Here is a 20,080-nt window from a genome sequence, read left to right as displayed (position 1 = left end):
AAGGTGCGCCTGGTCGAGCTCATCGGGGATCGCTTTCTGTCGACGTAATGGACGGAGATGTGGCACAGGTGAGGAACTCGCTCATCTGGCGCCGGTAGGCCACCGGAAGGTCAGCCCCGTCCAGCACCGCGGCGACACATCGCGTCTGCACCGCGATGGCCTCCTGGGCGGCGTCACGAGCGCCGGACTCCTCCAACAAGTCCAGCAGCTTCTCCGGGCAGAGCGAGTCGGGATCAGGTGCATCGAGGAGAGTGACCAGCTCCTCCCCCGCGAGCGTGCCTGAAGAGGCGGCAAGCAGCATCGGAAGGGTCCGCTTACCTCGTGTCAGGTCCGAGCCAATGGCTTTACCAGTACGGGCGGTATCGCCCCACAGACCAACCATGTCATCGGCCATCTGGAATGCCCGGCCCAGGGTCGTGCCTGCTTCGTGCAAGGCATGGGTGGGCTGTGTGAGCCCCAACAGACGGGATCCGAGCGAAGCGGCACATCCGAACAGTGCGCCGGTCTTCCCATCGGCCATCCGCTGGTAACGCTCCAAGGTCACCTGCCGTACCGGCAGCCGTTCCAGCGCCAGGTCCTCCGCCTGGCCCGTGATCATCGCACCGAATGTGGCCAGCAGGTGGTTGAGCGCCGCCGGTATGGCAGGGGCCGTCGTGACAGCCACTGCCGCCACAGCCTCGGCCAACAGGGCGTCGCCTGCGAGTACGGCGCGTCCGGTGCCGAAGGCGGCCCAGGCCGCCTGCACGCCGCGGCGCCACTCGTCGGCATCCATGATGTCGTCATGGAGCAAAGACGCCTGGTGCAGCAGCTCTACTGCCACCCCCACTGCGACGGCGATGTCATCTCCGCCTCCCACGGCGTGAGCCGAGCAGACAGCCAAGGCCGCTCGGACACGCTTTCCTGTGCTGCGGATGGTCCCATCCGGTCGCTGGTTCGCCGCCATGCCCCATCCGAGATTGTGACGGCAGATTCGCGCAACGTCCGGATGCAGGCCGTCAACTACCCGGCGCAACCGCGGCTCCACCAGTGATCGGCTGTAGTTCAGCACGTCGTCGAGCGAGGCGTCAGCGGCTAACGGGAGCGAGGAGCTGGTGTCGAGCATGGCGGAGGGTCCGTCCTTACGCGTCCGGGTGATGAGCAGACGACCGTTCAGCGCCGGAGCAATACGGCGACAGCAAAGGCAACCAGGAGACAGACCGGCTGCAACGAGGCACGGTTGAACATCTTCATCGCCATCCGTGGTCCCGGATCGCACATCAGGCGAACAGCAGGTGCCAGCACTGTGCCGGCGGTGGCGAGCACCGCGCCTGCCAATCCGACCGGTCCGAAGAACGACCATCGATGGACTGCCAGCCCGACCGAGGCTGTCGCGGCGAGCAGCGAGCAGCCGCAGGCGAGGATGCTCGCGGTGCGCAAACCGTAGACGACGGGCACGGTACGGATGCCGAGGTGCACATCCTCGTCAGCGTCCGCCATGTCGTTGACGATGTTGCGCCCACCGACCTCCCAGGCGATCATCCACACTGCCAGTAGGAGCAGCGGCACCACCGGCCGCTGGACCGGCATCGCGAAGGCGCCCGCAAGCGCCCCCGCCGCGACCATCAAACCGGACAGCACGAACTTGTACTGGCTGACCGTTGCGAGGAGGCAATAGCCGATCTGCAACGCGACAGCAGTGGCGAACAGCACCAGGCACATCGGCTCGAGTGCGGCGCACAGAGCCGCGGCGAGCACCGCCAGGCCCCCCACCCATACCGCCGCAGCGAACATCGACAGCTGCCCGCGAGCCAGCGGGTGACGCGCGCCCGTGCTGTCGAGGTCGAACCCGTCGTAGGCACGCTCGTGAGCGAAACGCCGCCGGTCCAGGCGGGCGTCCATCAGATCGTTGGCGGCGAAGACCGCGACGTAGCCGGCGAGCGCCGCCAGCGCCATCGTGAACAGCCGAAGCAGGGAGGGGCGGTCGGTCACGATCAGCGCGCCGATCAACGGCTGGGCCACGCTCAGGCCTGCCTGCGTGCCGCGGGAGAAGCCATACAGCACCCGGAGGCGTTCGGTCACCAGTCTCACGCACGGCTCCGGGTGTGACAGGAGGGTTCACGGCTGTGGTGCGTCGCGGCGATCGTAGGGCGAGCGGGCAGTGAGCCGAAGCCGGCGTAGGCGTGGGCGAAGGCGGTCGCCTCGGGACCCGGTTCGGCGATGCGCCGGATGCGGGCCAGCCGCAGACGCAGAGCGAACTGGCGCTCCTGCGCAGTCCCCTCCGGAAGGTGAAGAAGGTGGAGGAGTTCCTCGGAGAAGGACTGTGCCTGCCACGCGGCGTCGATGCGCCGCGCGCTGTATCCGTCGAGGTCGGCGGTATCGCCGCTACCGAGGGCGGCGATCAATGCCTGTCCCAGGTCAGCGGCGTCCGCGATGGCAAGGTTCATGCCCTTCGCCCCGGACGGCGTCAACAGGTGAGCGCTATCGCCGGCCAGAAAGACGCGTCCGTAGCGCAAGCGTCCGCACACTCGGCTGCGCATGCGCAGCATCCCGCTCTCCACCACTCGGACGACGCGGGGCCGGCACGCACCAGGTTCCAACCGCGCGACCAGCTCCCGCATGATGCGCTTGTGCGACCACCGCCCGAGATCGTCGTCGGGGGCCACTTGCAGGTACAGGCGCGCCATGTCACCGGAACGCGGCATGATCCCCGCGAATCCCGCCTCATTGACGCAGTACAGCACCTCATCCACCGGCCGTGCCACTTCGGCAAGCACCGTCAGCCAGTCGTACGGGTAGCGGCGAGACAAGTATCGCGCCGTATCTCCGGGATCGCCGGGAACCGACTGCGCCACGCGACCATTGACGCCGTCGCACCCAACGACGTAGTCGCACTCCACATCGAGCCCCGCAGTGCGTACCCTCGGCCGGCCACCGCCACTCGGCTCGACAGCGGTCACGCCCTGCTCGAACCGTGGCGGGCAGCCCGCTTCGACGAGCCTGCCGATCAAGTCACGAACGAGCTCCTGCTGCGGATAGATCCAGTGGTGAGCCCCGCCGGCGAAGTCGGCGTAGTGCACGGGTACGCGTTCCCCCAGACACTTGATGTCACATCGGCCGTGCCGACGCGCCTCTGCCAGGAGACGGTCCGCCAGCCCTTGCTCGCGCAGGTACGCCACGACCCGGTGCTCCAACAGGCCGGCACGGGCCCGCTGTTCGATCCAACTACGAGACTCTCGCTCCAACAGGCATACGCCGATGCCCGCCTGGTGCAGCACATTGGCGAGCACCAGCCCGGCCGGCCCGGCGCCGACGACGGCAACCTGGGTTCGCACTACGCAGGTCACGTCACCTTCCCAGCTGCGGCGCACCGCGCGTGCGCAACGGCCGACGGCACAACCCGGGGGCTGAACACCTCGTGCACAGTCATCAGCGGCTGGTTACCGTGCCACAACACATATGTCTTGAAGGCGGCCTGGCCACCGGGGGGCATCCGCCAATCCTGGCATCCTGCATCCACCACGGTGCGGCGGTAGCCGGTTCCCGCAGCGTGCAACGCCTCACCGAGCGGCGCGGTAACGTCCGCCACACACTGTTCCGCTCGAGCCGAGACGTCCACACGCGCAACAACGTCATTGACCGACACCACCCTGTCCGAGGTGGCCAGCATCGAACGCCGCACCAGCACGTCACCATCGACGACGCCCAGCAGTCCAGCAGCTCCAAGGGGTGCCGAGGCGATCGGCAGCCGTCTGTTTCGCGCACACCGGACCGACACCGGCTGACCGAGCAGTGCCCACAGTAGCGTGGTGGTCAGGCCCTCACTGCTGAGCAACATTCTCGTCATAGGCGAGACGAACCGGTCGATACGCGTGGCGAAGTCACCCCTGTCCCTGTTGCAGAACTCGACACCGCCGGGCAGTGGAAGCGCGGACAAAGGCATGGCTCCTCGTGGCGTGCGGATTTGCGAGCACCACTCGACATCCGTCGAGGCTCCGGGCCAACGCCGGACATCCTCCCGATCCGGAGACATGCAGAAACGTTTCGGATTACTGTTTGTCACACCTTCAAGTGATTGCCGGGCAGGCTCGTACCTCACCGGCCAACTCCTCGGGCAGAATGGGCCGTTGACCTATCTGATTCCAAACGTTGGTGTAACTCACCAGACCAGGAGGTCACTTGACGACACGTACCACGCGCGCCACCGAACAGACAACGAGCTTCTCCGGTCCGGCAAGGAGCACTGCACTGGTAGCAACCCTGGGCCTACCCCAGACAGGCTGTGACAAGGACGAATGACTCGCCCAGTGGACCGCACACTCCGCAAAGTGCGGAACCCCGGCTCCTCGCGTATCCCGCAACCCCGCCAACCGTCCGGGACTCCTCGGCTCACGGCCCTGCGACAGTGTGCACGGCTGGCCTATCACCATCCCCGACGGCTGCTGGTCGCCCTCGCGACCACCTCACTCTTGCTTTCCTTGCTCGGCGCCATCGTGGGTACGGGATTTTCACCCGGCGGATACGATCCCGCAGGCGCCGACTCGGTACGTGCCGACGCCTATCTCAACCGCCACTTCCACAGTGGAACGCCCGACGTGGCGATCCTGGCCACATCAACGGCACAGGTCAACACCCCCACCACACGGCAAGCCGGTCTGCGGCTCGCCCGCACCGCGGCCGACCTCCCCGGAGTCTCGGCGGTGCAGTCCTACTGGACCACCGGTGATCCTGCCCTTCGCTCCCACGACGGCCGCACCGGACTTCTCTTGCTTCACCTCTCCGGGAATTCAAAGCGCATCCACGACACCGCCGCGACCGTCCTGCCGACTCTCGACGCCGTGGCCGGACCACTGCGCCTGGCAGCAACGGGCCCCGTGCCGACCGAACGTGATGCCGAGCAGATCACAAAGGCCGACCTGGTTCGCTCCGAACTGCTTGCCGCTCCTGTCGTGATGGTCCTGCTGCTGGTCGTCTACCGTTCCGCCGTTGCGGCCCTCCTGCCGGTCGCGATCGGCGCCGCATCCGTCGCCGTGGCCACCGCGGCGCTGCGGCTCCTAGCACTCGTCACCCCCGTCTCAGTCTTCGCGCAGAACATCACCACGGCCCTCGGCTTCGGACTCGCCGTCGACTACAGCCTCTTCCTGCTGGCCCGCTACCGCGAGGAGACGGCCACCGGCGCCGATCCACGGCGCGCGCTCACCACCACCCTTATCACCGCAGGGCACACCGTGCTCGTGTCCGCCACGACGGTCATGCTCAGTGCCTGCGGCCTGCTGGTCTTCCCCATGTACTTCCTGCGCTCCCTCGGATTCGCCTCGATCGCCGTTGTCGCCTGCGCCACTGCCTTCACGCTGCTGGCGGTACCCGCTCTGCTGGTGGTGGCAGGCGACCGCGTGACACGGACCGGTCGATACCTGCGTCGCAGCCCGACGAAGCAGGAGGACCGTTGGTACCGCATGGCCCATTCCGCGATGAAGCGCCCCTTCGTCGTCGTCGCCACCACCACCGTCCTACTGCTGACCCTGGCACTCCCCTTCGCCCAGGCACACTTCGGTCGCTTCGACGACAGGCTCCTGCCACCCACCGCCCAGGCACGGCAGGCCGGCACACAGCTGCGGGCGCAGTTCCCCCCGCAGACAGTCAACCCGATCAACATCGCGCTCCCCCACACCACCGCAGGATCGGCTGGGGCCCGCGTCCTTGACGACTACGCCCGCAGGCTCTCGCGTATCCCCGGCGTCGCCGGCATCGAGACGGCGACAGGCAGCTACCGGGCGGGGAGACACCGTGCGGATGTCCTTCAGCCGCGCATGTATGCCGGGCCGTCTGGCAGCTGGCTGCGGGTCATCACAGCCCCGGGGGCGAAAGGAACCGATCCACAACGCCTGATGGCGAAACTGCGAGCTGTACCAATCGGCCGGCAAGCCTGGGTGGGAGGGCCGGACGCGACGCTATCGGACACGAAAGCGAGCATCACCGATCGCCTGCCATGGGCGTTGGCAATCCTCATCGGCAGCGTGTTCGCCATGATGCTGCCGTTCGTGCGCAGTGTCCTCGCCCCGTTCAAGGCGGTCATGCTGGCCGGGCTCAGCCTCACCGCCTCCTTCGGATCCATGGTGTGGATCTTTCAGTTCGGGCATCTGCACTGGCTGCTCGGCGACTTCCCAGTTACCGGATCAATCGATTCCAACCTACCCGTCCTGTTGCTGTGCGTCGTCTTCGGCCTGGCCACCGACTACGAACTGTTCATCCTTGCCCGCATCAAAGAACGGTACGAAGCGACCGGTGACAACAACGAGGCCGTTGCTTGGGGAGTGGCCCGCAGTGGCCGCCTCGTCACTGCTTCGGCACTGACAATCGCCTGCGTCTTCGCCGCCATGGCCACCTCCCACATGTCGCAACTGAAGATGGTGGGATTCGGCACGATGCTCGCGGTCCTCCTCGACGCCACCGTCGTACGCATCGCCCTTCTGCCCGCGCTCATGCGTCTGGCCAGCCAATGGAACTGGTGGTGGCCATGGCCGGGCGTACGGCATGCCCCACGAGCCGGGGATACTGATCACCATCGAGGTGGCTATCGCGACGGCCCGTTCGCATAGCCCTGCCCAGCCCCCACCGCACAGAGAGGCAGGCTGCGCCCTCGCAGAAATCCCCCTCGACCCCGGCCACCAAGCAATGCGGGAGGCAAGGGGCGATCCGACCAAACCCGCAGTCAGATCAACGCCATCGATCAATCCGGACCATTCCCGAGCCGGCAATCCTGCTAAAGCCCTGAGGGCCACCGAGGAGGGGCGAGGCATTACGCGCCCCCCTGTTCCTGTGAAACTCCACGACGTCGGCTTGGCCGCCACGGGCAAAGGTCGCCCCAACGTCCGACGAACGTTCACGTGACGCGGCCTGGTTCGAGACGCATTCGACACTGGAGGTTGAAGAACGGATCAGTCGGCCCACACCCGCACCAGGCAGCGGCCGGCGTGCGGTGGGGGTGGGTCGGTGAATGAAGTCCTGCCGTGCAGGATGGCCATGTTGTCCACCAGCAGCAGGTCACCGCGGCGGAGCCGCACGCGCAGGGCCATGCGAGGGTCCGCCAGGACCTCGTCGAAGGCATCCAGAGCGGAAACCTGAGCGGTGGACAACGGGATTCCGTGCTCTTGCTGGCCGCGGGTGATCCAGTACCGGTTGTACTGCACGTGTAGACGACCGGCGCTGCGCCGGAAGACGGGGTAGATGTGTTCGAAGTCCGGCCCGCGGCCGAAGTGGAAGTCCTGGTAGAGGTCAGGCAGGACATCCGGTCGGGTCCTGAGCAGTACGTTGTGTACGGCGTGGCCGCTCACCAGCACCGACTCGCCGCCGTGGCGCGCCGGGCGGATGCACAGCATGCCCAGTAGCCGTGGAGGTCCGGGGAATTTCGCCCGGTCGGTGTGCAGGGCGAGGGCTCTCTCGGGGCGGTGCGGACGTGCCGGGGGTGCGGGGGCGGGGGCCGCAGCCGTCACCAGGTTGTCGCCCGGGTGGTCCGGGTTCACAGGGCGCACGTTGCCCAGCGGTGTCACGAACCGCCGACACACCTCGACGCACTCTTCATCGGTCAACGTGTCAAGGTCGAGGCCGCGTACCACCGCCAGCCCGGGACCGTGGCTCAGGTACTGCGCGGCCCGGGCCACGGGATCGGCACCATCCCGGCCTGAGGGCGCGTCGCCGGTGGCTCTCCCGGGTGCCCGGGCGAGCAGCGGAGGGTGTAACGGGACCAGCCAGTCCCGTTCTTCCAGCGTCGCGCCCTGCCACGCGGAGGGTCCCGCGGCCGCCACCGGTGTGTCCATCAGCGGGCTCCTTCCGGTCTTTCGGTCCCTTGTCACCGCCGGTTGGATCGGACCAGACATACGTCAGGGTGAGGTCACGTGATCTCCCAACGCTGGATGGCGAGGAAGGCTGCCACGGCGCGTTCGGTGCGATGCTCGTCGGCCCCGGTGGTCGGGATGACACTGAGGTGGTCGCAGTCGGAGCGGTAGAGAGGATACTCCTCGCCGGCCTTGCGATGTCCGCTGATCACCAAACGGTGCCGCCCCAACCGTTCGAAACCGTTCGCTGGAGTCGACGCCTTTGCGGGCGATGCGGCCCGCCAACCCGCTTGCCCACCAGCTGTTTCCGCTGGTGGGGGACGTCGTAGGCCCCTCGTTGGGAGAGGGCGTGCTCCCTCCGGGAAGGCAGGAAGGCGGGAAGGCAGGAAGGCGGGCAGGCGTCTCAGGGGCGGACCATTAGGCCCACTGTGCCGAACGCGTGCGACGCCCCGTACTGCTCGTCACCTCGGAAGGTGGCGACGTAGCCGTTGGTCAGAGTGCCGGCGCTCGCCGTGCCCAGGCGGAGGGGTCCGATGCACGCGGCCTCGCCCTCTGCGCCGGTGACGGCGCGGCAGATCTCGCTGCCGTCGGGGGTCGTGAACTCCACACGCTTACCCCTGAGCGGCTTGCCGGTCTCGGCGTCGTACAGAAAGGCCCTCGCGCCGATGGAGGGCGGGAAGAGGTTGGCGTTCGCGTTCTGGGTGGAGATGCGCGTCGCGTGCGGTTCACGGGAGCCGTGCTCCCCGTGGGCCGAGGCGGCTTGCGTGCAGGACAGGACCGTGGCGGCGGCGAGGACCGCGGTGCCGAACCAGGACCGTACGGACATGGGGTCTCCTTGAGCGGCGGGTTCGGAGCTGAATGATCTGCTCCTCATACTGTTCGCCTAACGGTGCGATGCGGCGGAGGTTACGGGGCGAACGGACCGGGTCGGCGCGGCGCGCGTCCGGCCAACTACTTGACCGAGTAAAGGGATTGACATGACGGGCGCCAGTTCTACAGTTCCCTCGTGCTGTATTTGCTGGCGCTGCCCCCAACCGACTCCGTCACCGAGGGTTATCTCCCGGCTGCCGCCCGGCTGGGGCTCGACGTCACGCTGCTCACCGACGCACCCGAAGCGCACCGACGGGCCTACGAGGGGCGCGGCGGGGACGCATGGCCCCGGATCGACATCGTCCCCTGCGAGGTACGCGACTTCCGCGAGGTGATCGCCCGCATCGCGGCGCTCGACCGCCGACCGGAGGCCGTGTTCACCAACAGTGACCACCTCCAGGTGCAAGCGGCACTCGCCGCCGACTGGTTCGGCCTGCCGGGCAAGGACTGGCGGGCCGCGCTGCTCACCAAGAACAAGGCACAGATGCGGCGGGCCCTCGCCGAGGCGGGGCTGGAGACCGTATGGAGCGCGGAGTTGACCCGGCCCGGGGACGCGGAGGATGTCCGGCCGCCTTTCCCATGTGTGGTCAAACCCCGCGAAGGGGTTGCCAGTGAGGACGCCGAGCTGGTCGAGGACCGCGCGGAACTGCTCCGCCACTGCCAGGACGTGTGGTCCCGGCGGCCCGGCCTGCCCTTGGTCGTCGAGGATTACCTGATGGGGCCGTTGCTCACCCTGGAGACCCTGGGAGATGGACGCGCCCTGCACATCCTCGGCTCCTTCCATGAAGTGGATGTCGTGCCACCGCACTTCGTCCTGCGGCGCGCCGATCTGCTGCCCGCGCCGCCCCGGACGCACGTGGAGCAGGTCGTCGCACGGCTCGAGGCCCTCGGTGTCGGGTTCGGCGCCTGCCACACAGAGTTCGTGGTCCAGGGCGAGCGGGTCCGCGTGATCGAAGTCAACTACCGCTCCGCCGGCGACCAGGCCGACCTCGGTCTCGCCGAGGCGCTCGGTATCCCCTTGTTCGAGCACGTCCTCGGCGCCCACCTCGGCCACCTGCTCCCGGCCGACCTCGGCGCACGGAGCGCGGGGCGGCTGCTCCGTATCGAGACCGTGCATGCCGAGCGCGCCGGAGCCCTCACGTCCGCACCGGGGCCCGTGGAGTGGGACCGGGACGGGGTGCGGCTGGTCTACCGGCCGCAGCGCAAGATCGGCGAGGAGCACCCCCTTCACCACTCCGACCGCGACCACCTCGGCATCATGCGGGCCACCGGACCCGACCAGGACCGGATCGGACGTGTCGTGGCAGCGTTCCTCGCCGCCCATCGCTGGGAGATCGTGTGACGGCGGAGGAGGACGAAATCCTCGCCCGAGCCCTCGGCGCCCTGCTGCGGGAAGACCCGTATGACCTGCGCCCCGGGGCGGTCGTCGAGCGACGGCCCGACGGCGACTGGCTCGTCCTTCCCGAGGTGGACATTCCCGTACGTCCCGACGGCTTCCAGTGCGAGATCCGGGTTCGCCCGGTCCCCGGCCTCGGTGCCGTACTGGACCGGCTGCGCGAGGGCGTGGCCGAGCAGGATCTGCCGGGTTTCGACGCCTTCCGTGCCGAATGCGACCAGGCTGTGGCCATGGTCCGGCTGCAGTGGCGGGAGCGGTCGCGTGTGGTCGCGAGGCTGGCCGAGGAGCACGGGCCCGTGAAGGAGTGGAAGGGGGTGCGGGGTTCCCTCGCATTCGAGGCACTGGCCGCCTTCCGGGACCATCCGGTCTACCCCACCGGTCGGGTGCGCAACGGTCTCGACGAGCGCCAACTCCTCGCATACGCACCGGAATTCCGGCCTGTGTTCGGCCTGCGCTGGCTCGTTCTGCCGGGTGAGGCGCTGACCCTCGGACGGCGGGCCCGGCTGCCGCGCTGGTGGCCGACCCCCGCCTCCCTCGGCCTGGCCCGGTCCGGCGACGGGTACCTCGCGCTGCCCGTCCACCCGCTCACCGCCGAGGGCCCCCTCGCCGAGGCCGTCACCGCCGCCGGCCTCGGCGGCAGCGCGCGGCTCGCCGAGACGACGTGGCCGGCCGTGGTCCCCACGCTGTCCATGCGGACCGTCGCCGTCGTCGACGACCCCGGCGTCCACATCAAACTTCCCCTGGCCACGTCCACCTTGGGACTGCTCAACCGGCGCACCATCAAACCGGGTGTCCTGCCCGGCGGCGAGTGCGGGCAGCGACTGGTGGCGGAGATCGCGGCCCGTGAGCCCCGCTTCGCCGACGCCGTGCTGTTCACCGATGAACGCACCCACCTCGGCGCGGGCCACGAACTGCTCGCCGCGCTGGTCCGCCGCTACCCGTCCGGCCTCGACGACGCCCATGTGGTGCCGGTCGCCGCCCTGCTGGCCACCTGCCCCGACGGCCGTCCCGTCGTCGACGTGCTCGCCGAATGCCACTACGAGGGCTCGGCGGCCGCGCTGCTCGACGCCTACCTCCGGCTGCTGCTGGACTGGCACACCACCCTCTTCTCCTATGGCATCGCGCTGGAATCGCACCAGCAGAACACCTCGATCGTCCTCGACGGCCACGGCGGCCTCCCCCGGATGCGGCTACTGCTCAAGGACAACGACGGGCCACGCGTGCACCCTGCGCGCCTTGCCGCACGGATCGGCGAGGCGGCAGCCGCCGGCCTGCTGGGCTTCACCGACCCCCGAGTCCTCGTCACCGACGACGGCCCGCTGGCAGACCTGTTCACGACCGTGACCGTTCATCTGTGTGCGGCTGCCCTTGCCTTCGAACTGGCCGAACGCGGCCGGGGCCCGTTGAACACCTGGCTGGGGCTCCTCCGGAACCGGCTCACCGAAGCCGTCGACCGGCTTCCCGCGGGACCGGCCGCGGTGCTGCGCGCCCGGGTGCTCAAGGCGCCCCGGCTGCCGATCAAGGCGATGGTCACCGCCGGAACGCTGTTCAGCAAGAACCGCTCGGGGGCCGTGGACATCAACAAGTTCTACGTCGACGGGCCCAACTACCTGCTCCCCACTGATTCAGGGCGGCCGGCATGACCACCGTCCCCGGCCCACAGCATGTTGTCCAAGTCCGCGGTACACACGACGGACCACCCGCTGACCAGCGACTCCTCCTCGGTTCCGGTGATTCCGATCGACGCGCGGTCAGGGGGAACCCGGTCCGCCATGGGGGTGAGACGAGGCGGCGAGGCGGCGAGGCTGAGCCTTGCGCACATGAGTACACGGACGCTGGAGCGGCCGGCGGCCGCGAGCGTTCGAGGACCTGGTGGTGGCCTCGCGGACGGCCACTGGACGCGCCGCGGCGGGGGCCACCCAAGCGTCACCGAGGAGATCCGGGAGGCGATCTTCGCCGCCCGGTGGGAGTGCCCGCGGCACTCGCGGATCAGCATGGGGAGGTGTCCGGGGTCGCGGGCGGGACTCGTGAGTCGACCGGTGGGCTCCGAGACGAGCTCCTGCTCAGACCCGGGCGATGGTCACCGTGGTGGGGCCGGAAGCGGAGGTGAGGCCTTGAGGGGTCAGACAGGCGGCTTGTCGGGAGGCGAGCAGGGTCACCTCGGTGACGACGGTCGCCCCCTTGAAGACGCCATCGGTGATGGTCCCCGTGCTCACGGTGACGATGTTTCCATTCGGCCGTACGGCTGCCAGGCTGTGGATCGAGGCAGTCGACGTCGTTCCGCCGGGGTCGCCGTGATGGGGGGACATCTTCCCCTTGCGCTCCCCCTCGCCGTTGCCCCAGTGGAAGGTGAGGGTGCCGCCGGCGGGCCCCAGGAGGCAGGACAAGGCGCCGGTGGAGTCTCCGCCGAAGGCCGCGGAAGTGAACCTGCTGTCCGTCGAGAGAGGGCATCCGACGACTGCCTGGGACGTGACGGAGGTGGCTCTCGGCGTGAAGGTCAGCCCCGGTGCGTAGGAGGCGGCGACGGTGCCGGCGCATGTCAGGAGGGCGCCGGTCGGCCGGTCGTCGGCATGCGCCGTCTGGGCCGTGGGCGTGAGCGTCGCCGCCATGACGGCGACCACCGCGGCGAGTCCGTGGGATTTGCGCGATCCTGTGGTGTTCACACGGTCCCTTTCCTCGGTCCTTGGTTCTCGGGTGCGGTGCGGTGAATGGTGACGGTGACGGTGCTCTGCTGGTGGTCCGTCGCGGTGTAGACGCGGCCTTCGTTGGCGACTCCGAACGGGGCCAGGTCCACCAGGCCGCGGGTCAGGTGGGCTCCCTCGACGCGGACCTCCGCGACCTCCGGGCAGGCGTCCAGCACGGCGGCGCCCAAGTGGTGGAAGGTGTGCTGACTGGAGCGGCTGGCGTGCTCGCCGAAGGCCTTGACGACGGCCTGTTCGGCGCGAGCACGGCAGTGGCGGTGGTCGGTGCCCGTCCCGGCGTGCCGCCAGGTCACGTTCATCCGGGCGCCGAAGACCCGGTCGGTGACGGCCTGTGTGGTGGTGTAGGCGTCGCGGGCGAAGCCCGTGAACGTCGCGCCGCCGGTCGCGAAGAGTTACATGTTCAGCAGGCCACTGCGTACGACGGGTTCGCCGTGACGCGTGAGCGTGAGGTGAGCGTGATCCTGGTGGCGGACGGGGGCGGAGAAGTGCTGGGCCGAGGTTGTCGGCGGGTCGGACAGGAGCGGGGAGAACTCGGAGGCGATCAGGCGCACATCGGCGGTCCGGACGCGCGTCGTCGCGGTGAGGAAGCGCTCGGCAAGCGCGAGCGCATACGATTCGGGCTCCGACGCCGCGTGCTGGGCGCCGATCGCCAGCACGGAGTTGCTGATCGAACTCACGGGGATGAGACGGGTGTTGTCTCCGTCCCTGTAGACCTCGGGGTGGTCCATCAGCAGGCGGACGTCCGCCCGGAACCGGCGTACCCGCTGCCGAGTGCCGGACCGGTCCACGAGGAGGAATTCGATTCCGCATTCGCCGTAGGCGTGATCGCCGATGGAATGGCCCATCGTTCTCCGTTCGGCTGGACGACGAGAGCGCGAACGTGCCGGAGTCACCTTCACAGGAGCCTCTCGGACGGTCAACGGGTCACATGTAAGTAGGCAAATAATCCCGCCCGTGAATCCATCGGCCGGTCCGAGCCGGTCTGGACACGTGCGGTGGCGGATGTCAGCCTGGACCGGCCATCGGAAGGACGCACAGAAGGAATTCACTGTATGGCCGGCGCCACGCCCTTGCCCGAAGCGGTTCAGGTGGCCGTGGTCGGCGGCGGGCCCGTCGGTCTGCAGTTGGCCGGGGAGCTGGGTCTTCGGGGTATCAGCTGTGTCGTGCTCGAACGGGATGTCCGGCTGCCGCAGGCGACCCGCGCACTCGTCCTGCACTCCCGGACCCTGGAATTCCTCGACATGCGCGGAATCGCCGAACCCTTTCTCGCCCACGGGCACCGCTACCGGCACTACCCCCTGGGTTCCGAAGGGTCCGTCGCGCATTTCGCCGCCCTGGACAGCCCCTTTCCTTATGCGCTCGCACTGCCTCAGCACCGCACCACAGCGCTGTTGGAGGAATACGCCCTCAAGAACGGCGCGCTCATCGCCCGCGGGGCGGAAGTCACCGGAATCAGTCAGGACGAGGAAGGCGCCGAGCTGACCGTCCGGCGTGCGGGCGGTGTGCGGCGGATACGTGCCGACTACATCGCCGGGTGCGACGGCGCGCGAGTGCCGTGCGCCGGCTGTCGGGCATAGCCGCGTCGCACACCGTGCACCCCTACGACGTCATTTCGGTCGACGCACAGCTCGACTTCGAGCCGCAACAGCCGTGGAGCCGATGGGGCCCGGACGGCATGGTGCTGCTCCTGCCGTTCGGCGACGGACGGTGGCGCGTCATCCTCTACCCCTACCGTCGCCCCGAGGCCGGTGACGCACGGGCCGACGCCCCCGACGCGGCCTGGGTCCAGGCGCTGCTGTACCGGATCGCCGGCCGCGAGCTCGCGCTGCACGAGGTCGAGTGGCTCAGCCGCTATCGCTGCGAGCACCGCCACGCGGCCCGGTACCGGCGCCACCGCGTCGTGCTGGTGGGCGATGCCGCCCTTGTCCACCCACCCACCGGCGGCCAGGGCCTCAACACCGGCCTGGCCGACGCCATGAGCCTGGGATGGCGCCTCGCGGCGGCGGTCACCGAGCCCCGCCACGAGGTGCTGCTCGATGCCTACGCCGAGGAACGGCGTCGCTCCGCCACCCACGTCATGCGGCTCACCGCCGCCATGCTCCACTTCAACGCGCTGCCCTCGCCCTGGGGGCACGCACTCCGCGCCGTCGTCCTCACCGCCCTTCGCCCGCCCCTCCCGCGACGACGCCTCGCCGCTCGCCTGGCCGGCCTGCCTGCCTGCCTGCCTGCCTGCCTGCCTGCCGGGGAGCGCCGCACGGCGCGGCACATGCGTCCGCAGCGGCGCGCCGGCCCCCGATGTGCCGCTGCTGGCCACGGCGACCACCGCCCCCGGCAGGCTGTTCGAGACCCTCAGAGCAGGCCGTCATGTGCACCTGACCTCCACCCGTGGCACGCCGGATGCCCGAGCGCCCGGCATCACGATGCCCATGGTGACCGTCCGGTCCGCCGCCGGCCGGCAGCCGTGCATCGTCCGTCCGGACGGGCACTATCTGTGAGTCCCGGATCTGTGCATCCCGGATCTGTGAGTTCCGGCCCACCGGACGACTCCCGGGCCCGGGCGGCGACGCCCGGCCGCGTACCGTGTCTCGCCCCCTTCGCCTGCCACGCGGCACTGCTCTGCGGAGCGCTCGCCATCGCCTCCGTCACGGCGGCCGTGCCCGCGGTCGCGGCCGACCTGGAGATGAAGCCCGTCCAGACCCAGTGGTTCGCCGCCGCCTATCAACTCACCTGTGGCCCTCTGCAACTCGGGGTGAGCCACTTCGCCGATCGGTACGGTGCCCGCCGTATCCTGCTCGTCGCCCTGGTCATCTTCGCCGCGGCAAGCCTGCTGGCCACTGCGGCAACCACCACCGCCGTCCTCATCGCCGCCCGACTGGTCCAGGGCGTCGGCGGTGCCGCCGTCTCGCCCGTCAGCCTCGCCCTGCTGCTCACCCTGCGCGGGAGAACGGAGAACGAGCCGCATGCCGTCGCGGGGTGGGTCTCCACCGCCGCCGCGGCCGCCTGCCTCGGGCCGGTACTGGGTGGCCTGCTCACCAGCCTGCTGGGCTGGCGGGCAGCCTTCGGCGCCCTCGCCCTTCTCGCGACCGTCAGCGCGGGCTGCGCCCTTCACGCGCTCGGCGGCCCCGGACCCTCACCGACATCGCCCCGGCAGGCTATGGACGTCGTCGGAATCGCCCTGTGCACGGGGGCCGCTGTCACCGCGCTGATCACGCTGACCGCTCCGACGGTAACCGCTTCCGCACCGGTACAGGCATCGACCGGGCTGCTGACCGCGACATTGACCGGCCTTCTCGTCCTCCGGACGCGACGTCACCCCCAGGGTGCTCTGGACGCCGGGTTGCTGCGGCAGGCGGTCACGCGCCGAGCCCTGCTCGTCTTGCCGGCACTCTTCGGCGCGAACTCCGCCTTCACCTTCCTCACGTACTTCACTCTGACCCGCGCATACGGTCTGAGTCCGCTCTCGGCGGCGCTCGTCGCACTGCCCGCCGCGGCCCCCGCCGTCCTCACCGCGCGCCTGGCCGTCAAGCGGACCGGTGAACACCGGGACGGCGGTGCGGCAGGCGCGACAGCCGTGAAGGTCAAGCCTGGCGCGACCATCCGGGTCGTCGCGCAGAAATAGGCCACCTCAGAACCCCGCACCCACCTGTGCCCGCTCCTGTCCGGTGCGGGCACAGGTGGGTGCAGGCGGACGACGCTGCCGACGACATGGTGTCCGCACGCCAGGCGCATCCATCGTCGCGGGGTCCTGACCTCGGGAGTAGCCGTGTCACCCGTTCCTCCTTCGCACCAGCCGTGCACTGCACCGCGCCGGCCGGCAGCGGGGCCTCGTCTTCAAGCTCCTCGTCTTCAAGCTCCTCGCCTTCGGCATCCTCTCCCGCGCCCTGGACGCCTCGCGCTTCTCACCATCCGACGCCAGGCTGGCTCACCCGCGGCAGCGACCACGTCACCTGAAGCTGCACTCTCCGCCACTCAGCAGCCGTCTACGCCCGAGCGTCACGGACCGCTACTTTGCGCCGGTGCCCGAGCTGGCACTACGGGGCCGAGACGGCCCGCACCGCTTGGACTTCGACACACAGGACTCGCCCCGACGGCCCGCTCGCCTTCGAGAGGGACGACCTCCGGCAGCGCTTCCAGACTCAAGCGCTCCAGACTCTGGAGACCGGATAGCCGGCAAGATCGATCACACCGGCGACCGCCCGTACCAATGCTCCCCAAGGCGATCCCGTACCGAGGCAGCGCTCCTACACGCGGCCCCGGCTCCCGGCCGGGACGCATCCTGCGTCGGGGCGAATCCTCAGGAACGAGGCTCGCGAGTGCGCCAGAACTGATCGGTGTACGGGCCGAGCTCTTCGACCTCCAAGGTTGCCTCAGGCTCGTGTGCGCCTTCCTTGGGGGAGACGACGAGACCGGTGTCGAGCGCGGAGGCGATGACGAAGTCGGCCTGGGCGGAGTCGGGATAGATCAGCTTCCACAGCGACTGGTCCGTGCTGTTGGACTTGAGGAAGACGACCGGCGTGCCGGCTGTGGGCTTCTCCAGGGTCAGGTAGCGCTCGAACTGGGCGTTCTTGATGCGGTAGGTGTGCTCGTGCCCCGACACCGGGAGGAAGATCCACTGGCGGGTCCTGTCCCCGGCAGAGGCCCAGCCGCTCCTCCACAGCCGCACTTCCAGGTCCTGGTCGGCACGGCCCTGCGGGGTGATGTGCAGGCCGCTGGCCGAATGCACGATCAGCTGCGGGGTCTGAGTGGGTACGGGCTTGACCACCATCAGGCGGCTCCTCCTCGTCAAATGGCCGGTGTGGCGAGCTGATCTTGGCCGCAAGCCACCGACCGGGCAAGAGAGCCGGGGGCGATTCCGGCCATCTGCGTCCCGCCTTCTGACCACCGGCTCCCGGCCGAGCGAGTCTGCCTGAGCCGCCGGGCAGTCAGGTCCTGGTCCGTGGCCAAGCCAGCAGCCCGGATCGTGCGTCCGGGGATGATGCCGAGCCCCATGGGCGTCCTCCTCCAGTCCCGGTTCCGCCCCTGGTTTCGCGGCAAGGTCGGCCCACCGAAGAAGGTGGCGACGGTGAGGCTCCTTGATCACGTGTCCATCCTCAGGTGGACACGACCTCGAGGTGGGCAGGGCGCGAGAGGGACCAGCCACCGGCCCATCCTCTGGCCGCCCGGGCCTTGCTCGATGACGCGGCTGCCCTTCCCACCGCGATCGCCCGGTTCGGCCCAGCGGGTGGTGGATGCTTTCCAAGGTGCCCAGGTCGGCAGCACGTCGGCGCCCTCGCTCAGCTCAGGGATGGTCAGCCGACCACACCACTGCTCCGCGTAACACCGCCCCAGCAAAAGACGTCGGCCGCGGCACGCCCTGGCGCAGGTCGCCCCGAAAGAACATCACCGCCGCACCGAAGGCTGTTGAGCTTGATCCTCTCGCCCGGTAAACAAGGGCGCCTGAGGTCTGGCGCCGGTCACCTTCTAGCCGCCGGCCTCAGACGCCGTCAAGGCAAGGCGCCCGGCCAACCCGCCGTCGATCCACGATCACTCGATTGGCCAGCTCACCGGCGGTTCAGAGGCGACCAGTGGGCTGAGACCGTGGCCATGATCCGGTCAATTGACCATGGGATCGCATCTCCGCTGCCGGCAATGGGGAGGGTGGCGCTTGATCAATCCTGCCGGAGCGCTTGAGGAAGGAACCGGTCGTTCATGGCGCGACGGGCACACGTACAAGGTTCCACAGCGGCAGGAGTCATCTGCACCCCTGCGCCCGGCTGCACACTCAGCCCCGCGCCCGCTTTCACGACACCCGCTCCTGAGCCGTACCGGACGCCGGTGCCCGGCCGTGCCTGCACGGCCAGGGCCGGTCGCCCGCCGTCGATCTGTGAGGCCTCATGAATCCCTGGACCGGCACGCGCAACTCGCGCCGCGGGCCCCTGGCCGTGGCGCCGGCAGCCGGCGCCTGGCCGGGGCTCGGGCACATACCGGCCCTGTTGCGCTCCCCATTGGACTTCGTCACCTCTCTCGCCTCCGCGGGCGACCTGGTCGAAGTCCGTTTCGGTCCACTGGCCGTGTACGCCGTCACCCATCCCGATGTGGCGCAGCAGCTCCTGGTCACCCGGGGTCGTGACTTCGAGCGCGGCCGCCTGTTCGAGAAGATGAAGCCGTTCTTCGGCGACGGGCTGGTGACCTCCTCCGGCCGGGTCCACCGCCGGCAACGCCGCATGCTCCAGCCGGCCTTCCACGCGGAGCGGATCGCCGGTTACGCCGACGCCATGACCGGTGCCGCCGAATCCTTGGCCGGTGTCTGGAGGCCAGGCCAGCGCGTCGCCCTCGACCGGTTCCTCAACGAGCTCTCCCTGGACATCGTCACCCGCACACTGTTCAGCACGGACATCGGCGTCCGTGCCGCCGCACGGATCCAAGCGGCGCTGCCGGTGCTCTCCCAGGGCGTGATGGTGCGGGCCATGCTGCCCGACTGGTGCGGCAGCATCCCCGTCCCGCCGAATCGCCGGTTCGACGAAGCCGTCTCGCGTCTGCGCCACGCCATCGACGATGTCGTCGCGTCGTACAGGGAGGCGGGGGCGGACCGCGGAGACCTGTTGTCCATGCTTCTCGCCGCGCGGGACGAGGACGGCCGTGGTCTGAGTGACCGGCAGATCCGTGATCACGTGGTGACCTTCGCGATCGCCGGGATCGAGACCACCGGCGCCGCACTGGCGTGGTTCTTCCACGAGCTGGCCCGGAATCCGGAAGTCGAGCGACGTCTGCACGCCGAACTCGACGATACCCTCGGCGATCGTCCGCCACGGGCCGACGACCTCCCCGCGCTGCCCTTCCTCGGCCGGTGCGTCACCGAGAACCTGCGCCTGCACTCGGTGTGGCTGCTCTCCCGGCGGGCCGTACGGGCGACAAAGCTCGGCGACCACGAAATCCCCGCCGGCACGGAGATCATCTACAGTCCGCACGCCCTGCACCTCGACGCCCGCTGGTTTCCCTCCCCCCGCCGCTTCGACCCGGACCGATGGCTCCCGGAACGCAGCAAAAACGTTCCCCCGGGCGCGTACATCCCCTTCAGCGGCGGCGCGCACCAATGCATCGGCAGAAACTTCGCCCTCACCGAGATGACGCTGGCCATCGCTTCCATCTCCCGGAACTGGCGGCTGCGCCCTGTTCCCGGTGTCCGCGTACGCCCCGTGACCAGGGCCGACGTCCACCCCAACCAGCTGCCGATGACCGTCCATCCACGCCGGCCCGCCTCCCGGATCCGATGACGCCGGCACCTCGACCAGGAGAAATACCATGGCCCTTGGGCTTCCCCC

The 20,080-nt window shown here is 69.3% G+C and carries 15 protein-coding genes and 2 pseudogenes; 6 read left to right on the top strand and 11 right to left on the bottom strand.

What is annotated here, in order from left to right; genetic code table 11:
• Positions 1 to 19 precede the first annotated feature (19 nt).
• Genes AS857_RS05465 through AS857_RS05450 form a run of 4 tightly spaced genes read right to left on the bottom strand, consistent with a single transcriptional unit; the run spans position 20 to position 3,919 of the window.
• Positions 20 to 1,102 carry a polyprenyl synthetase family protein gene (locus tag AS857_RS05465; RefSeq protein ID WP_063804163.1) on the bottom strand — a complete coding sequence of 361 codons (1,083 nt, stop codon included), beginning with the start codon at positions 1,100 to 1,102 and terminating at the stop codon, positions 20 to 22.
• A 47-nt stretch (positions 1,103 to 1,149) separates the two neighbouring features.
• Positions 1,150 to 2,067 (bottom strand): UbiA family prenyltransferase, encoded by a 918-nt coding sequence (locus AS857_RS05460; protein WP_245699591.1) that lies wholly within the window; start codon positions 2,065 to 2,067, stop codon positions 1,150 to 1,152.
• Entirely contained in the window at positions 2,064 to 3,323 is a 1,260-nt protein-coding gene (locus AS857_RS05455; protein WP_063804162.1) for a 4-hydroxybenzoate 3-monooxygenase, read from the bottom strand. Before AS857_RS05455 ends, AS857_RS05460 begins: the two co-directional genes overlap by 4 nt.
• Entirely contained in the window at positions 3,320 to 3,919 is a 600-nt protein-coding gene (locus tag AS857_RS05450; protein WP_058041943.1) for a hypothetical protein, read from the bottom strand. Before AS857_RS05450 ends, AS857_RS05455 begins: the two co-directional genes overlap by 4 nt.
• Positions 3,920 to 4,454: 535 nt before the next feature.
• Between AS857_RS05450 and AS857_RS05445 the strand changes: the two genes are divergently transcribed.
• Positions 4,455 to 6,575 carry an MMPL family transporter gene (locus AS857_RS05445; protein ID WP_160330181.1) on the top strand — a complete coding sequence of 707 codons (2,121 nt, stop codon included), beginning with the start codon at positions 4,455 to 4,457 and terminating at the stop codon, positions 6,573 to 6,575.
• Between the two features lie 339 nt (positions 6,576 to 6,914).
• Here AS857_RS05445 and AS857_RS05440 read toward each other — a convergent pair whose 3' ends face one another.
• The 3 genes from AS857_RS05440 to AS857_RS05435 all read right to left on the bottom strand — a co-directional run bounded on the left by AS857_RS05440 (position 6,915) and on the right by AS857_RS05435 (position 8,637).
• Entirely contained in the window at positions 6,915 to 7,793 is an 879-nt protein-coding gene (locus tag AS857_RS05440) for a TauD/TfdA family dioxygenase (RefSeq protein ID WP_058041941.1), read from the bottom strand.
• A gap of 74 nt (positions 7,794 to 7,867) precedes the next feature.
• Positions 7,868 to 8,026 (bottom strand): hypothetical protein, encoded by a 159-nt coding sequence (locus AS857_RS39800; RefSeq protein WP_160330180.1) that lies wholly within the window; start codon positions 8,024 to 8,026, stop codon positions 7,868 to 7,870.
• Between the two features lie 188 nt (positions 8,027 to 8,214).
• Positions 8,215 to 8,637, bottom strand: coding sequence for a hypothetical protein (locus AS857_RS05435; RefSeq protein ID WP_058041940.1), 423 nt, complete (start codon positions 8,635 to 8,637; stop codon positions 8,215 to 8,217).
• 180 nt (positions 8,638 to 8,817) lie between these two features.
• On the opposite strand from AS857_RS05435, the gene AS857_RS05430 reads away from it, so the two are divergent.
• Both AS857_RS05430 and AS857_RS05425 read left to right on the top strand, forming a co-directional pair.
• Positions 8,818 to 10,023 carry an ATP-grasp domain-containing protein gene (locus AS857_RS05430; protein ID WP_058041939.1) on the top strand — a complete coding sequence of 402 codons (1,206 nt, stop codon included), beginning with the start codon at positions 8,818 to 8,820 and terminating at the stop codon, positions 10,021 to 10,023.
• Positions 10,020 to 11,720: an IucA/IucC family protein gene (locus AS857_RS05425; RefSeq protein WP_058041938.1), complete on the top strand. Its 1,701-nt coding sequence runs from the start codon at positions 10,020 to 10,022 to the stop codon at positions 11,718 to 11,720. Before AS857_RS05430 ends, AS857_RS05425 begins: the two co-directional genes overlap by 4 nt.
• Before the next feature lie 420 nt (positions 11,721 to 12,140).
• On the opposite strand, the gene AS857_RS05420 is transcribed toward AS857_RS05425, so the two are convergent.
• The 3 genes and pseudogenes from AS857_RS05420 to AS857_RS05410 all read right to left on the bottom strand — a co-directional run bounded on the left by AS857_RS05420 (position 12,141) and on the right by AS857_RS05410 (position 13,624).
• Positions 12,141 to 12,740, bottom strand: coding sequence for a hypothetical protein (locus AS857_RS05420; RefSeq protein WP_058041937.1), 600 nt, complete (start codon positions 12,738 to 12,740; stop codon positions 12,141 to 12,143).
• A pseudogene (locus AS857_RS05415) lies at positions 12,737 to 13,147 on the bottom strand (hypothetical protein); the annotation flags it as partial. The pseudogene AS857_RS05415 and the gene AS857_RS05420, both read right to left, overlap by 4 nt.
• Positions 13,148 to 13,171: 24 nt before the next feature.
• On the bottom strand, positions 13,172 to 13,624 hold the full coding sequence (locus AS857_RS05410) for a tunnelling fold family protein (protein WP_058041935.1): 453 nt from the start codon (positions 13,622 to 13,624) through the stop codon (positions 13,172 to 13,174).
• A 207-nt stretch (positions 13,625 to 13,831) separates the two neighbouring features.
• On the opposite strand from AS857_RS05410, the pseudogene AS857_RS42275 reads away from it, so the two are divergent.
• Together AS857_RS42275 and AS857_RS41835 are read left to right on the top strand one after the other, a co-directional pair.
• Positions 13,832 to 14,805 (top strand): annotated as a pseudogene (locus AS857_RS42275) (FAD-dependent monooxygenase); the annotation flags it as partial.
• A 51-nt stretch (positions 14,806 to 14,856) separates the two neighbouring features.
• Positions 14,857 to 16,398, top strand: coding sequence for an MFS transporter (locus AS857_RS41835; RefSeq protein WP_420823916.1), 1,542 nt, complete (start codon positions 14,857 to 14,859; stop codon positions 16,396 to 16,398).
• Between the two features lie 675 nt (positions 16,399 to 17,073).
• Here AS857_RS41835 and AS857_RS05395 read toward each other — a convergent pair.
• Positions 17,074 to 17,544 carry an RICIN domain-containing protein gene (locus AS857_RS05395; RefSeq protein ID WP_058041932.1) on the bottom strand — a complete coding sequence of 157 codons (471 nt, stop codon included), beginning with the start codon at positions 17,542 to 17,544 and terminating at the stop codon, positions 17,074 to 17,076.
• A 1,108-nt stretch (positions 17,545 to 18,652) separates the two neighbouring features.
• On the opposite strand from AS857_RS05395, the gene AS857_RS05385 reads away from it, so the two are divergent.
• Entirely contained in the window at positions 18,653 to 20,032 is a 1,380-nt protein-coding gene (locus AS857_RS05385) for a cytochrome P450 (RefSeq protein WP_079110083.1), read from the top strand.
• The last annotated feature ends 48 nt before the right edge of the window (positions 20,033 to 20,080 follow it).

It is taken from the genome of Streptomyces roseifaciens, from assembly GCF_001445655.1.
In the GTDB taxonomy this organism is placed as follows: domain Bacteria; phylum Actinomycetota; class Actinomycetes; order Streptomycetales; family Streptomycetaceae; genus Streptomyces; species Streptomyces aureoversilis.
This window is presented reverse-complemented; position numbering and strand designations above follow the sequence as displayed.